Origin of the sequence: Spiroplasma endosymbiont of Polydrusus pterygomalis, assembly GCF_964030635.1 — a bacterium.
Taxonomy (GTDB): domain Bacteria; phylum Bacillota_I; class Bacilli_A; order Mycoplasmatales; family Mycoplasmataceae; genus Spiroplasma.
Window position 1 is genome coordinate 1,129,835 of the sequence record NZ_OZ034909.1, and the last position, 14,296, is coordinate 1,144,130.

Sequence of the window (14,296 nt, forward strand, 5' to 3'; positions counted from 1 at the left end):
GGTTTACAAATAAAAAAACAACCCTTTTTATTTAACAAGAGTTGTTTTTTGGAGGTTCATCGTACACGATGCCTTTTATTAATATTTTTCTACGCATACGCTTTACATATTCAGCTTGAATATTATTTTCTTTCATAATTCGTAATACTTTCTTAGCATTATAAACAATGCCATAATCTTCTTTTAAATATTTGGTAATTCGACGATAACCAAATTGTTTCAAATTTTCTTCATAGACTTTTACAATATTCTTTAATGGTTCACTATCCTTACCATTACTTGAATAATTTTTATATTTATCTCAATAACTACGCTTTAAATCTGTTACATCAAGTAATAAATTTAGTGGATATTTATTAATGTTTTCTTTGATAAAAAATACAATTTTTCTTTTATTTAATTGTAAAAGTCATGAAGCTTTTTTAGTAATTCATACCTAACTTTGTAATAGTTTAAATCTCTTTTTTCAAATGATTCTTTTGGACCTTTATTGGTGTTTAAAATTCCTTTCTTAAAATTTTCATACCATGAAGCAACAGTTTTTTTATTAATTGCATATTTTTTTGCAATAAAACTTATACTATTATTTTTAACCTCTTGTCCTATCCTTTTTCGAAAATCTGCTGTATATTTATTAAATTTTTGTCCTTTTCTTGCCATATAAAAATGCACCTCCTTTAAAAGTTTAGCAAAGACTTTTTTTCTTTACTTACTTTTTTGGGTGCAGTCTAGTTATTAACGAAAATATTAGCCATTATTTATCAATTCTGCCAAATAATCTTGTTAAGACTATAACATTTGATCGGGATAAATAATTTACTAATTGACAACAACTTGAAAAAAATTTAAATGTGAAAATTTATTTTGCTAATGCATATTCACCCTGACAAAGAGGTACTAATGAAAATACTAATGGTTTAATTAGAGAAAAATTTCCTAAAAAATTTAATTTTTCAAATACTACTAAAAATGCAGTTCATAAATTTATATTGTCTTTAAACCAAAGACCAAGAAAAATACTAAATTATCTTTCGCCAATCGAATATTTGGTTAGAAAAATAATTTAGTTGCACTTAACTTTACAATTTGGCAATTAATATAAATTAATATTTTTTATACCCCAATCTTTTTTATGCGACCAAATTATTTCTAATTACTATATAATAGTAAAAGAGAGGTGAAGCAATGACATTATATGGATATTTAGGAGCAGCTATTACTGCAATAATCGGATACTTAATTGGTTCTTTTAGTTGATCAATTTTTATTAGTAAAACAATTTATAAGATTGATGTGCGTGATTATCATTCGAAAAATGCTGGTGCTACAAATACTAGCCGTGTCTTAGGGAAAAAGTGGGGTTTTGCAATTATGTTTTTAGATATGTTGAAAGTTACAATTACAATGTTTATTGCATTCGGTATTAGTTGTATTAATATTAATGGTGTTAATTTTGATTCAACTAGTTATTATATTCCAGTTTTTTTTGTTTTAATTGGTCATTCTTATCCAATTTATTATAAATTTAAAGGTGGTAAAATAGTTTCTTCTTTTTTAGGATTATTATGGATGACTAATCCATATTACTTTTTAATTGCAACAGTTGTTTGATGAAGTACAATTTTTATTTGAAAACGAGTCTCTGTTTCTTCAATTTTAGCAGCGTTGTTGACAGGAGCATTATGTTGGATTCCCCAATTAAGTGGTATTGATGTCATTAATTTCAATGGTGAATTACTCCAAGATTCTCATCTTGTTTGAGTCAATTACTTGCATTATGTTAATTACGATAATTACTATGATAGTTTAGCTTTAATTAATATTATTGTTACTTTAAGTGCATTCTTCCTAATCTTAAAACATCATAAAAATATTGCTCGTTTATTAAAAGGAACCGAAAAATCTTATGATTTTAAGGGCAAATCTGATTTAGCAACTGGAAATATTTCAACAAATAATTAAAAAATAAGCAATAATTAAATTGTGCAATGTTTCTTTTAACTGAGAATTTTAATTAAAAAATGCCACCACTTCAATATGAAATGAAAGCATTTTTTAATTAAAATTCTCAGTTAAAAGAAACTGTGCATTCCACCAGCACCAGCTAACACAAGTAAAGCAATCATTAATGTTTCATTCATATTTTTGCTTCCTTTCTTATCCTTACTCAAACAGTAGCCATCAATTCTTTCAGAACAAAATAATTTATAAATTAAGCTATATAACCACCCAAAATATCTACCACCCCTATATATAGTCTATTTTAATAAAATTTAATTATTAGTTTCATAATTATTATTTATATTTAATTTTTTGTTATTTTCTTCTTGTTTTTGTTTTTTAATATTTTCGTTTTGTATATTTTTAAATATTTCTTCTGTTATACCATCTAAATTATTTCATTGTTTTGCTATTCTTGGTTGAATAACACGAGAATTAATCCGACAATCTAAACAATGTCTTAAATGGTCTTTTTTTCATTTTGATTTATCAATTCCAATAATAATTAAAGAAATTATTAAAGTAATTAAAGGCAAAATTGTAAATACTAATCCCATTTTAGAAACTTTTAATCGTGGAATATCAATTTTCGTATCTACTTTCGGTTTACTACTAACAACAAATATACCTTGAATTCCATGTGTAAATAAAGGTGTTAATAAAATGGCAATACCATTGCCTCAATATTGACCATAATTGTATCAATTAATTTGATCATTAATTGCATTAATCATTCCATATTCTAACCAACAATTTAATGCTAAAAATATTAATGTATAAAAACTAACTACTCAACTCCTAATTTTATATTTTCTTTCTCATTCTCTAATATCTTTATGATTTCAATTATAAGTCGGAATAGGGTCTTTTTTAAATCAATTTCAAGGTAATACACCCTTTAATCAATTTGTTTTATCTTGTTTCACTAATTAAATTCCTTTCTAACTTACTTTTTTTCTTTCAATGTGTAAATCAGAAAGTGTTCCATCTTTTTGTCCGGTATATATAGCAATAATTCCGTCATCTTCCAATTCTACACGATGATAAAAAATGTCTTCTAATTCAAATGATCCAACAGTTATTTTTCCCTTAAAATTTTTGTATGTGCTGAATTATACTTGCACTTACAAGTATAATTCAGCAATAAAATAATAAACTGTCATAAAATGTTTTTTTAGTAATATATTTATATTCTTCTTCTCAAGGATGAGCATAATTCCCTAAATGATAATTATGTGGTCTCGTAACTGTTTTACTAGATATAATATCAATTATTTCACCAGCTAATTTTAAAGCATTTTTAACATCTCTAGTAATATTTTCATTTGCTTCGGGGTCATTAGTTTGTGAATAAGCAACTCCACCTTGTGAAAATGAAGCACTACCAGTTAAATCATTAACTCCTTTTGGTAAATATCAATTCATAACTGCTAATAAACAAGCAGATTGAATATAACTTAATCATTTATCATATTCAATTAAACCTGTATTATCTTTTTTTACTCATGGAAATAAATCTTTTTTATTAATCTTATCTGAAATTGTCCCACCTGATAATCTATCCATTAATAAACTAGTTTTTAAGATAGCATTATAAATTAAATTATCATTATAAGCAGATTGCTTACGGTCATTAATAGGTTGTCAAAGTTTACTTTCTTTAACATCTTCAACTGTTATAAATAACAAATTACTTAAATTATTTTCCATATAACACACCCCTTAATTGATTATGATATTTATTTCTTAAATTAGATGGTTTATAACTATTAACTTTTCTTTGTACTTTTTTAATTTTTTTAATAGTTTGATTAATTTTATAAAACATACTTTTAACTGGTGTTTTATATAAATTCTTAATATTTTTAACATCACTTTTTCGCTCTCGATATCATTTTTTATTATTAATTTCACCAGCAAAATTAAAATTAAAATGCCCAATCTTTAAATTATTAATAAACTTTTTAATTTGTTGTAATTTTTGAATATGTGGTAATGTTAATTTAATATTTCCTTTTGGGTATTTTTCTTTTAATTCTTTTGGTAATCGTTTTTTAATATAATCTCTTAAATGACTAGGTAATCATTTTCTTAATCAATAACGCCAAAATAAAGTTCCAGCATTAGATACTGCATTACTTAATAATTTTCAAATTTCAACTGGAACACTAGGATAAACATATGGGCCATAAAATTTCGGATGTTTTGCTGTTTTTGTATATATTAAAATAGTTAAATTGCCTGTTAAAGTTAATTTATTTGTTATATTAAACATACCACTATAAAGCCAACTACTATTTAAAGGTTGTCAATTAGTGTTTAGATAATTTTCTTTTTTAAATTGTTCTCTATTTTTAATATTGTTATCTTTTTATAATTTACTTAATATTTGTTGAATTTCTTTTTTATGACCTTTTTTAATTAAATTTAAATAAGTATAAGGATTTAATCGCTGATAAATATCTTCAATTTTATTTGTAATTTTATTATATTTATCAGTAACATAATTAATTGGCTTTAATACTTTATTTTGAACTTGATTAACTCTATTAATTAAATTAACAAACTTATTTATTAAAGGTTTATTTCCTAAATTTTCTGTTAATAAAGTTAAAATTCGTAATATTAATAAATTCATAATTACATATTACTTATTTTGAATAAGTTAAATTAACGGTTTCACTATATTTATTGGGGTTAGCAGTTACTAATGCACCAGTAGCTGTTACATTAGTAAATGTTGCATCTCCATTTTGATAACTAGGATTTTTTGCTTTAATTGCTGTTTCTAATTCATAAACATTAGGAGTTTCTCCTGACATTGTAATTTTTCCTAAATTAGGTTGTGTAATAATTGTTCTAATATAATCAATAGGTAAACGATAAGTTTTATTTAAGTTATTAATTGCTTGATCAATTTCTTCTTGTGTTGGTTGTTTTTCTAAAATAATCTTACATGTTTTTGGATATAAAATAGTTGGTGTTGCATATTGCACTTTACCAATTCATTTAGGGGGTTAGCAGTATCATTATCTAAAACTTGTTGAATGGTATCCATATTAATTGGATATGCTCATACTTGTTTATTAATAAGTAAACCATTTATATTAGTAAAATTATAACCCTTAGACTGCACCCAAAAAAGTAAGTAAAGAAAAAAAGTCTTTGCTAACTTTAAAGGAGGTGCATTTTTATATGGCAATAAAAGGACAAAAATTTAATAAATATACAGCAGATTTTCGAAAAATGATAGGACAAGAGGTTAAAAATAATAGTATAAGTTTTATTGCAAAAAAATATGCAATTAATAAAAAAACTGTTGCTTCATGGTATGAAAATTTTAAGAAAGGGATTTTAAACACCAATAAAGGTCCAAAAGAATCATTTGAAAAAAGAGATTTAAACTATTACAAAGTTAGGTATGAATTACTAAAAAAGCTTCATGACTTTTACAATTAAATAAAAGAAAAATTGTATTTTTTATCAAAGAAAACATTAATAAATATCCACTAAATTTATTACTTGATGTAACAGATTTAAAGCGTAGTTATTGAGATAAATATAAAAATTATTCAAGTAATGGTAAGGATAGTGAACCATTAAAGAATATTGTAAAAGTCTATGAAGAAAATTTAAAACAATTTGGTTATCGTCGAATTACCAAATATTTAAAAGAAGATTATGGCATTGTTTATAATGCTAAGAAAGTATTGCGAATTATGAAAGAAAATAATATTCAAGCTGAATATGTAAAGCGTATGCGTAGAAAAATATTAATAAAACAAAATAGAAATAAAAATATAATTAAATATCCTGATTTAGTAAATCGTAATTTTAATGATATTAAAGAAAGATTTTCAATTTTATTTACTGATGTAACTTATTTAATTTGAAATGGTAAAAAACATTATCAATCAACAATAATTGATGGATATACTAAAGAAATTATTGATGTAAAATGATCAAAATTTAATAATAACAAACTTGTAATTGATAATTTAAATGCTGCAATTAATAAAATTAAAAAAATGCTGAATTATACTTGTAAGTGCAAGTAAATAAAATTGCAAAAAATCTCATATAAAAATTTTATGATGCTAAGTTTATTTTAAAAAAAATAAAGCAAGGAGTTTTTATATGGGATATAAACATCTTGGCATAGATGAAAGAATTTATATTGAGAATAAATTGAAGTTTAAAATAAAAATTAGTGAAATAGCTAAAAATCTTAATCGAAGTATTAGTACTATTATTCGAGAAGTTAATAGAAATAAAGATAATAATCATTATTTTTCATTAATTGCACAAAATAAAGCAGAAAATAGAAAACAATCACATATTTATTTTCATAAGTTTAAAAATAGAGAATTAGTAAAATATGTACAACAAAAATTATTATTAGGTTGATCACCCGAACAAATTTATGGCAGAATTAAAAATTTTCATAAAGAATGAATTATTAGTTTTAAAACAATTTACAATTGAATTTATTCTGGATTACTTGAAAAAGTTACTAATAAAAATTTAAGAAGAAAAGGTAAGAAACGAAAATATCAAGAAAATCGGGGTAAATTTAATGGTAAATCAATTAAAGAACGAAATGCTAATGTTAATAATCGCGTAACTCTTGGTCATTGAGAAGGTGATACCGTAGTATCATCACGAGGTAAAAGTAAATCATGTTTAATAACTTTAGTTGAAAGAACATCAAGATTTACTTTAGCAATATTAGTTGAAAATAGAACTACTAAAGTTATTAACGAAAATATTAGCCATTATTTATCAATTCTTCCAAATAATCTTGTTAAGACTATAACATTTGATCGTGGTAAAGAATTTGCTAATTGACAACAACTTGAAAAAAATTTAAATGTGAAAATTTATTTTGCTAATGCATATTCACCCTGACAAAGAGGTACTAATGAAAATACTAATGGTTTAATTAGAGAAAAATTTCCTAAAAAATTTAATTTTTCAAATACTACTAAAAATGCAGTTCATAAATTTATATTGTCTTTAAACCAAAGACCAAGAAAAATACTAAATTATCTTTCGCCAATCGAATATTTGGTTAGAAAAATAATTTAGTTGCACTTAACTTTACAATTTGGCAATAATTACTAATTTTGCTTGTATATATATATATATATATATATACTGGGAATAGATCTTGATAAAAAGTTTCAAGATTAAGAAACGGAGAAAAACAAGTGTGAAAAAGTTACTTAGTTTATTAAGTATATTAACTATTAGTGGAAGCGCTATGCCAACAATAATTGCTGCCAGCCCTTATAAAGAAGAAGAAATTAAATTAGAAAATAATGGTATTATTTATTCACAAACAAATAATTTATAAAATTTAAAAAGAGATAAAAGACACTATGAAAATAGTAATTTAAATAATTTTAATTATAGTGATGTTTTTTTAACTCCGCTAAGAAATACATGAAGATATTTTGCTGTTTCTATAAAAAATGCCGCAGCTAATATAATCGGAAACATAAGAATGTCTGATAATGCTGCTTTAGCTGCTTCAACACTTTCAGCAGCAATTATTGCTGCAATTACTGCTGCCCCAGATTATGAAAATATGGGTCGTAATGCTTTAAATAATGCTTTAACAACTATTGCTGGAATTGTTATTGTAAGACTAACGGCCGGTAATGCAACTAACCTTACTCAACGAATAAGAGAGGCGAATGTAAATCAAAATGGTGTCTCAATTGGGGTTCAAGTTGATGGAGAATTTAATTCTGTTGAAATTAGAAGAAATCCAAATAATGTTACGATAGTTGAAATCGGAGATATAAATGATATCCCAAGCAATCAATGATTAAGTTCCATAGAAGCTAGAGAAGATGCGAGATCTAGAAATAATAGACACAGAACACTTGATGAATGTTATCAAGTTGTTGTTAATCCTAATTGTTAATTAATATTGTTATTAAATCTATATAAAAATAATGGAAGTAAAATCAATAATTTATTTCCATTTTTAATTAAATAACAAACTTTATAAAAAATAGAAAGGATATTATATGAAAAAAATATTAACTTTTTTAGGAATAATCACTTTAATTGGAACAAGCGCAACAAGTTTAGTTGCTTGTGATAACATAGCAGAATACACACCAGAAGAATTAAAACATTTAAAAAAAGAAAACCAAATAAATACAACAAATAAAAATATTAAAGACAATTTAGAATGAATAGCACCACAAGAAAAACCATTTAATCAAATAGATGATAAATATTATTTTGTTGTATGACGAAATAATTCCGGTAGTAAATGAATAATTACAAAATTTAAAAATGACACAGAAACATCAAAAGAAAATGGAAAAAGAAAAATTGTTATTTCAGAAGATGGTCTAGATAAATTATTTATATTAATGGAAACGGAAGAACCATTTAAAGGAACATTTAAAAAATATTCAAAAGATGTTGCAGTGACAGTTTTAGAAGGGTCTAGTAAGTTTATAAAAAAATTTAGTAAGCCACCATACAAAAATTATTTTAAATCAGTTTATCGTTGAAACTTAGATACCTCAACACCATATTTAGTTGTTGATAAAGATGGTAGTATAAAAGTTAATTAAAAATAGGAAAAAAGATATTAAATCTTTTTTCTGCACAGTTTCAGATAACTGAGAATTTTAATTAAAAAATGCTTTCATTTCATATTGAAGTGGTGGCATTTTTAAATTTAAAATTTTTCTTTTTTCATTATAATGAATTATATAATTATCTACAATATTTTTTACTTCTAAAATATTTTTACAGTGTGATAATTCTGAGTTCTCGGTTTTAAGAATTGAAAATCAATTTTCAATCGGTGAATTATCTAAACAATTGCCTCTTCTTGACATACTTATATTTATACCGTGTTTTTTTAATAATTTTTCATAAGCTTTTGAAGTGAAATGAATACCTTGATCAGAATTAATAGTTAATTCACCTTTGATTATTTTTCTTTTAATAATTGCTTCTTTGATACAATTATTTACTCAATTTACTGTTGGAGTTGTTGTTAAAGAATAATTTACTATTAAATTACTAAATAAATCCTTGATTGCAAATAAATATACTCATTCTGTGATTGTTTTAACATACGTAATATCAATTGATCACTTTTGATTAGTTTTTTCAGCTTTAAAATTACGTTTTAATAGATATTTATGTCGAATATGTTCATTTGTCATTTTTAAGAAATGATTAATTTTTTTTCTTGTTTTAATTCTTACACTAGAAATTCTATTAGCTAATTTCATATAACGATAAACTGTTGAATTCGACACATTAATTTTTTTGCTCTTCCAAAGATAATTTAATTTGTCTGTGTCCTTTAATACTATTTTCTCTATGAATTGCTTTAATTATTTCATATATTGAATAATCAATATTTGGTTGATATTCATCACAATTTTTTGAATATTTATTTCAAGTATCATATGAAATTCTTAATTCTTTTAAATATCATGATAAAGTAATTTTTGAAACTTGCAATTCTGATTTAATAAAAGCAATTTGTTTTCTAATGTTTGTTTTTGTTTTTATATTTGGAAGAGCTTCAAGCTTTTTTAAAACTTCATTCTCAGCTTTTATTCTTTCATTTTCTTTTTTTAATAAATACTTTTCACGTTCTAAGGGGTTTTTAAACTTATTTAATTCAAAATCTTTTCGCTTTTTTCGTTCTTTTAGAATTTCTTTATTTTGTTGAAATTGATTTACTCATTTTGAAATAGTTGCTAAACTAATATGATATTCTTTTGCTATTTCACTATAATATTTATTGTTAATTGAGTATTCATTAACAATTTTTTCTTTAAATTCAAAAGAATGATCTTTAGACCCTTTTATTTTACCTTTAGCCATATAAAAATGTTTCTCCTAACTTTATATATTAATAATAATCTAGAAAAATTTTTATTTATATATCTCAGTTAAAAGAAACATTGCATTAATCTTTTTTCTATTTTTATCTTGGTTTAAATGTAAGTTTAACGGGAATAGTACTACTATTTCTTATACCTAATACATTTGAGTTATTAATATCTATTGTTATGTATTTATCGTTACCAAAATATTTATAAAATTTCATACTATTATGATTTAAATAAGCTATTGATAATGCTGGAAATAGTACTTTTGTAAATCTAATTTTTAGTTTTACATCATTAGTATAATATGCTTGTAAATATATTTCTTTAATTTTATTATTAATTTTATTTTCTAATGATGTTATTTGCAATAAAATTAATAAGGTAGAGCCATGAAAATCATAAGTATTATTATAAAAATTATCACCAGTTAAACCGTTAGTATATGCAGTAGCAAATGTTTGAATATCATTTAATATTATATTATTAGTATATAAAGTTATTGTATTATAAAAATTAACTTTATCAGTTTGAGATAAACCTATATTTCTTAAAACTGTGTCTTTTAATGAACCAAAATTATGTTTACAACTATTAGCACCTCCTAAAATATCAATATTTCTATTAGGAATAAAATTCTTTATATATGGTTTTATACATTCAATTTGTAAATTATTAATATTACTTATTTCTATTGTTTTATAAGAACTAATAAATTTATCAATGCTTTGAATTGTTGGGTCAATTTGTTTTAAATCAATTTCAGTTTCATAATAACCTTGATTAAATTCATTATTAAATAAATTAATAAAATTATTTCCTCTAAGTAAAGAAATGATATTGGTACATTGTGCTGGTGCTGTAATTTTAGTTTTTAATGGATAAATTGAACTAGCATCTAATATATCTTTTGTATAAGTTTTATAGTTATATGGAACTGGTGGTAATACATATTGTGGATAATTAAATGTAGGTATTTCATAGTCGTGTGGTAATAAGAAACTAGTTTTATAATTAGTTGTCATATCTCGTAAATAATTATTTAGTGTACTTTTTGTTTTACCTCTGAAACTCCATACTGATAATCTTAAATAATCTTCTTCATTATTGGTATATGGGTTATCAGCATAAAAGATAATTTCAAAATTACCTTTATATAATGCTTGTATTGAAAACATATCAATAATATAACTACAATTTGTCCCATCTGGTGTTTGTAAGAATTCACAATCATTATCTTCTTCACTATAACTAACTGGTGTTTGAGCATCTACTGCTGTTGTAAGTTCATTAATTAAATAAATTCGGTTAGTTTTTTGATTTAATTGTTTTAGATTATATGTTGAATAAACTATATTATTTGTTGGTTTACCATCCTTAGTTAAAACAGTACCTACTAATTTATCAGTTAATAAAGTAGTAAACCCGAAGCTAGTGGCATTTGCTCCAAAAATAGCACCAACTTTATCATTTCCTTGTTCTCTAAATATTTCAAATGGTAAATAACATTTACCATTTGATTTTTCAGACCAAAAAGCATCATTATAAAAACTATAAATATTAGCGCTCATAAATCCATTTAATCATTGAAAATTAGGTCAAGTTTTTTCATCTTGATTAATAACTCAGCCTCATGGAATACCAAACGAAATAAAGTTTAAGAATTTACCAACACCACCCGGTATCGTAAAAGGATTAAACACTAATTTTTGTGTATAGTTTAAAGGTAAGACAGTAATTTGGCGATTAATAAAATTATTCATATTTAAAATATCTCAAACATTACATGAACCCATTTTATTGTATTCAATTTTAACACTACCAACAGTATTACCAAATTCATCTTTTCTTCTAAAATATGATGATGCTTGGGTAATAATAATATTATTAACGTCACCACTATTTACTTTTATTTGACTTGGTGGCGTTATTTTTCAATTTTTAGACCAATAAAATTTAGAGTCATTATTTTCTTCATTAATAGTTGTTCCAACAGCGGGATTGGTTGCTGTTGACTTTTCTTGGTCAGTTATAACAATACCTTCACTATTTTTCTGTTTTCAAAAGTCATATCTACTTTCCATATCTTTTTTTCAGTTTTCATAACCAGTAATAATAGTTGGTTGAATACCTTGAATATTATATCAACTTACATCAGGGGATGCATAAGTGTTTATTTTATCAGGGGCAGTAGGATACATATTATACATTAATAAATCTCGTGAATTAATTACTTTTTTATTGCCAAATTGTAAAGTTAAGTGCAACTAAATTATTTTTCTAACCAAATATTCGATTGGCGAAAGATAATTTAGTATTTTTCTTGGTCTTTGGTTTAAAGACAATATAAATTTATGAACTGCATTTTTAGTAGTGTTTGAAAAATTAAATTTTTTAGGAAATTTTTCTCTAATTAAACCATTAGTATTTTCATTAGTACCTCTTTGTCAGGGTGAATATGCATTAGCAAAATAAATTTTCACATTTAAATTTTTTTCAAGTTGTTGTCAATTAGCAAATTCTTTACCACGATCAAATGTTATAGTCTTAACAAGATTATTTGGAAGAATTGATAAATAATGGCTAATATTTTCGTTAATAACTTTAGTAGTTCTATTTTCAACTAATATTGCTAAAGTAAATCTTGATGTTCTTTCAACTAAAGTTATTAAACATGATTTACTTTTACCTCGTGATGATACTACGGTATCACCTTCTCAATGACCAAGAGTTACGCGATTATTAACATTAGCATTTCGTTCTTTAATTGATTTACCATTAAATTTACCCCGATTTTCTTGATATTTTCGTTTCTTACCTTTTCTTCTTAAATTTTTATTAGTAACTTTTTCAAGTAATCCAGAATAAATTCAATTGTAAATTGTTTTAAAACTAATAATTCATTCTTTATGAAAATTTTTAATTCTGCCATAAATTTGTTCGGGTGATCAACCTAATAATAATTTTTGTTGTACATATTTTACTAATTCTCTATTTTTAAACTTATGAAAATAAATATGTGATTGTTTTCTATTTTATGCTTTATTTTGTGCAATTAATGAAAAATAATGATTATTATCTTTATTTCTATTAACTTCTCGAATAATAGTACTAATACTTCGATTAAGATTTTTAGCTATTTCACTAATTTTTATTTTAAACTTCAATTGATTCTCAATATAAATTCTTTCATCTATGCCAAGATGTTTATATCCCATATAAAAACTCCTTGCTTTATTTTTTCTAAAATAAACTTAGCATCATAAAATTTTTATATGAGATTTTTTGCAATTTTATTTACTTGCACTTACAAGTATAATTCAGCATTAAACTGACCTTTAATAATTGGTCGACCAATAACTGGCATATCAAAAAAGATCGGATTACCATAAAATTTAACTGCCATTGCTCTAACACCAGGATCTTTTAATAAAATCTCATCTAATTCAACAATACCTTTATTTAGTTTTTCATCATAAGTTATTTTAGGAAAACAATAACCTTCACCTGGGGCACTTGTTTGAATAAATTGTCTAACAGATAAACCGCTATTACTAATTTTGTCATTAATACTTGAAAAGGTAATTTCTTGTCATAAAAAACTACCATCTCATGGTGAATAATAATTAATAACATTTGATGGATATAATCATTGTCTATCTTGGGGAGCAATATTTATATTACCTCCACCAATATTTAATCCATGGTCATTAAAAACCGTATAAAAATTATAATAATCATTAATATTTAATTTACTTGCATCTTCATCTAAAATTAATAAAGTATATTGTCTTTCAGTTGATTGTTGGGTAAATACTTGTTCAAATTTAGCTTCACCAAATTGAATTGAACTTCTATCATCAATCATATAAGCATCTCAATATTTACCAACTTTAAATTCTTTTTTATAAAAGTTATCTGCTTCATTATCATTATTAGTAAAATAACTTAATTTATATTGCTTTAAGTATTCTAACATTCTATTAATATCATAAATATTTTCCCCATCAATTAATTTTCAATAAACATTATTATTTTCATCTTTTAATTTTATCGCGAACGGTGTTTCATTATTGACTCATATAGTTGAGTTAATGGGTTGTTTACTAAAATCATCAATCGTTAATATCTTAATTTCTTCACCTTTATATTTTTGGGCTATTTTTAAACTATCTTGTCATTGAGCAATCGTACTTTCCATATTATCAAATATTCTTTAATAACTACCATAATCACTAGGCTTTGCGTTATTGGGTTTTCAACCTGTTTCAGTATCAGGAATATATGAACTATAAACATTAAAAGGAAATACCATTCAATGTCTATTATCTCGTATATTTTCTCTTATATCTATTAAAGTATCGTGGGCCTGTCTTCTTAGTTCTTCGATAACCCCCGGATTAATTCTACTCATT

General features: G+C 24.0%; 23 protein-coding genes. 8 read left to right on the top strand and 15 right to left on the bottom strand.

Annotated features, from left to right (window positions below):
• Positions 1-31 precede the first annotated feature (31 nt).
• Both ACQH23_RS07355 and ACQH23_RS07360 read right to left on the bottom strand, forming a co-directional pair.
• Positions 32-223 carry an IS3 family transposase gene (locus ACQH23_RS07355; protein WP_425377825.1) on the bottom strand — a complete coding sequence of 64 codons (192 nt, stop codon included), beginning with the start codon at positions 221-223 and terminating at the stop codon, positions 32-34.
• Between the two features lie 173 nt (positions 224-396).
• A complete protein-coding gene (locus tag ACQH23_RS07360; protein WP_425377654.1) occupies positions 397-660 on the bottom strand; it encodes a hypothetical protein in 264 nt (87 codons plus the stop codon).
• Between the two features lie 191 nt (positions 661-851).
• On the opposite strand from ACQH23_RS07360, the gene ACQH23_RS07365 reads away from it, so the two are divergent.
• Complete coding sequence (locus ACQH23_RS07365; RefSeq protein ID WP_425377801.1) at positions 852-1,067, top strand: transposase; 216 nt, start codon at positions 852-854, stop codon at positions 1,065-1,067.
• 118 nt (positions 1,068-1,185) lie between these two features.
• Positions 1,186-1,962, top strand: coding sequence for a glycerol-3-phosphate 1-O-acyltransferase PlsY (plsY, locus tag ACQH23_RS07370; RefSeq protein WP_425377802.1), 777 nt, complete (start codon positions 1,186-1,188; stop codon positions 1,960-1,962).
• A gap of 311 nt (positions 1,963-2,273) precedes the next feature.
• Here plsY and ACQH23_RS07375 read toward each other — a convergent pair whose 3' ends face one another.
• The 6 genes from ACQH23_RS07375 to ACQH23_RS07400 all read right to left on the bottom strand — a co-directional run bounded on the left by ACQH23_RS07375 (position 2,274) and on the right by ACQH23_RS07400 (position 5,137).
• On the bottom strand, positions 2,274-2,927 hold the full coding sequence (locus ACQH23_RS07375; RefSeq protein ID WP_425377803.1) for a hypothetical protein: 654 nt from the start codon (positions 2,925-2,927) through the stop codon (positions 2,274-2,276).
• A 163-nt stretch (positions 2,928-3,090) separates the two neighbouring features.
• Positions 3,091-3,711, bottom strand: a complete 621-nt coding sequence (locus ACQH23_RS07380; protein WP_425377826.1) for a hypothetical protein — start codon at positions 3,709-3,711, stop codon at positions 3,091-3,093.
• Positions 3,701-4,276 carry a hypothetical protein gene (locus ACQH23_RS07385; RefSeq protein WP_425377805.1) on the bottom strand — a complete coding sequence of 192 codons (576 nt, stop codon included), beginning with the start codon at positions 4,274-4,276 and terminating at the stop codon, positions 3,701-3,703. The genes ACQH23_RS07380 and ACQH23_RS07385 overlap by 11 nt, the downstream gene beginning before the upstream one ends.
• A gap of 96 nt (positions 4,277-4,372) precedes the next feature.
• Positions 4,373-4,639 (bottom strand): hypothetical protein, encoded by a 267-nt coding sequence (locus ACQH23_RS07390; protein ID WP_425377806.1) that lies wholly within the window; start codon positions 4,637-4,639, stop codon positions 4,373-4,375.
• Between the two features lie 13 nt (positions 4,640-4,652).
• Positions 4,653-4,997 carry a hypothetical protein gene (locus tag ACQH23_RS07395; RefSeq protein WP_425377807.1) on the bottom strand — a complete coding sequence of 115 codons (345 nt, stop codon included), beginning with the start codon at positions 4,995-4,997 and terminating at the stop codon, positions 4,653-4,655.
• On the bottom strand, positions 4,943-5,137 hold the full coding sequence (locus ACQH23_RS07400; RefSeq protein WP_425377808.1) for a hypothetical protein: 195 nt from the start codon (positions 5,135-5,137) through the stop codon (positions 4,943-4,945). The genes ACQH23_RS07395 and ACQH23_RS07400 overlap by 55 nt, the downstream gene beginning before the upstream one ends.
• Positions 5,138-5,196: 59 nt before the next feature.
• Here ACQH23_RS07400 and ACQH23_RS07405 point away from each other — a divergent pair, with 59 nt between their 5' ends.
• The 6 genes from ACQH23_RS07405 (at position 5,197) to ACQH23_RS07430 (ending at position 8,600) form a co-directional block, all read left to right on the top strand.
• Positions 5,197-5,460 carry a hypothetical protein gene (locus tag ACQH23_RS07405; protein WP_425377809.1) on the top strand — a complete coding sequence of 88 codons (264 nt, stop codon included), beginning with the start codon at positions 5,197-5,199 and terminating at the stop codon, positions 5,458-5,460.
• A 260-nt stretch (positions 5,461-5,720) separates the two neighbouring features.
• Positions 5,721-6,059: a hypothetical protein gene (locus ACQH23_RS07410; protein ID WP_425377827.1), complete on the top strand. Its 339-nt coding sequence runs from the start codon at positions 5,721-5,723 to the stop codon at positions 6,057-6,059.
• 79 nt (positions 6,060-6,138) lie between these two features.
• Complete coding sequence (locus tag ACQH23_RS07415) at positions 6,139-7,089, top strand: IS30 family transposase (RefSeq protein WP_425377811.1); 951 nt, start codon at positions 6,139-6,141, stop codon at positions 7,087-7,089.
• Positions 7,090-7,213: 124 nt separating this feature from the next.
• The gene (locus tag ACQH23_RS07420; RefSeq protein ID WP_425377812.1) at positions 7,214-7,357 is read left to right on the top strand and encodes a hypothetical protein; all 144 of its coding nucleotides are present in this window, start codon (positions 7,214-7,216) and stop codon (positions 7,355-7,357) included.
• A 150-nt stretch (positions 7,358-7,507) separates the two neighbouring features.
• A complete protein-coding gene (locus ACQH23_RS07425) occupies positions 7,508-7,933 on the top strand; it encodes a hypothetical protein (protein WP_425377813.1) in 426 nt (141 codons plus the stop codon).
• Positions 7,934-8,039: 106 nt separating this feature from the next.
• Positions 8,040-8,600, top strand: a complete 561-nt coding sequence (locus tag ACQH23_RS07430; RefSeq protein ID WP_425377814.1) for a lipoprotein — start codon at positions 8,040-8,042, stop codon at positions 8,598-8,600.
• 57 nt (positions 8,601-8,657) lie between these two features.
• On the opposite strand, the gene ACQH23_RS07435 is transcribed toward ACQH23_RS07430, so the two are convergent.
• The 7 genes from ACQH23_RS07435 to ACQH23_RS07465 form a co-directional block, all read right to left on the bottom strand.
• Positions 8,658-9,299, bottom strand: coding sequence for an IS3 family transposase (locus ACQH23_RS07435; RefSeq protein ID WP_425377815.1), 642 nt, complete (start codon positions 9,297-9,299; stop codon positions 8,658-8,660).
• Position 9,300: 1 nt separating this feature from the next.
• Positions 9,301-9,876 (bottom strand): transposase, encoded by a 576-nt coding sequence (locus ACQH23_RS07440; protein ID WP_425377816.1) that lies wholly within the window; start codon positions 9,874-9,876, stop codon positions 9,301-9,303.
• 103 nt (positions 9,877-9,979) lie between these two features.
• A complete protein-coding gene (locus ACQH23_RS07445; RefSeq protein WP_425377828.1) occupies positions 9,980-12,148 on the bottom strand; it encodes a hypothetical protein in 2,169 nt (722 codons plus the stop codon).
• A complete protein-coding gene (locus ACQH23_RS07450) occupies positions 12,149-12,898 on the bottom strand; it encodes an IS30 family transposase (protein WP_425379325.1) in 750 nt (249 codons plus the stop codon).
• Positions 12,899-12,916: 18 nt separating this feature from the next.
• Positions 12,917-13,099 carry a helix-turn-helix domain-containing protein gene (locus ACQH23_RS07455; RefSeq protein WP_425377829.1) on the bottom strand — a complete coding sequence of 61 codons (183 nt, stop codon included), beginning with the start codon at positions 13,097-13,099 and terminating at the stop codon, positions 12,917-12,919.
• Between the two features lie 89 nt (positions 13,100-13,188).
• The gene (locus ACQH23_RS07460) at positions 13,189-14,082 is read right to left on the bottom strand and encodes a hypothetical protein (RefSeq protein ID WP_425377830.1); all 894 of its coding nucleotides are present in this window, start codon (positions 14,080-14,082) and stop codon (positions 13,189-13,191) included.
• Positions 14,083-14,097: 15 nt separating this feature from the next.
• Positions 14,098-14,295: a hypothetical protein gene (locus ACQH23_RS07465; protein WP_425377831.1), complete on the bottom strand. Its 198-nt coding sequence runs from the start codon at positions 14,293-14,295 to the stop codon at positions 14,098-14,100.
• Position 14,296: the final 1 nt, after the last annotated feature.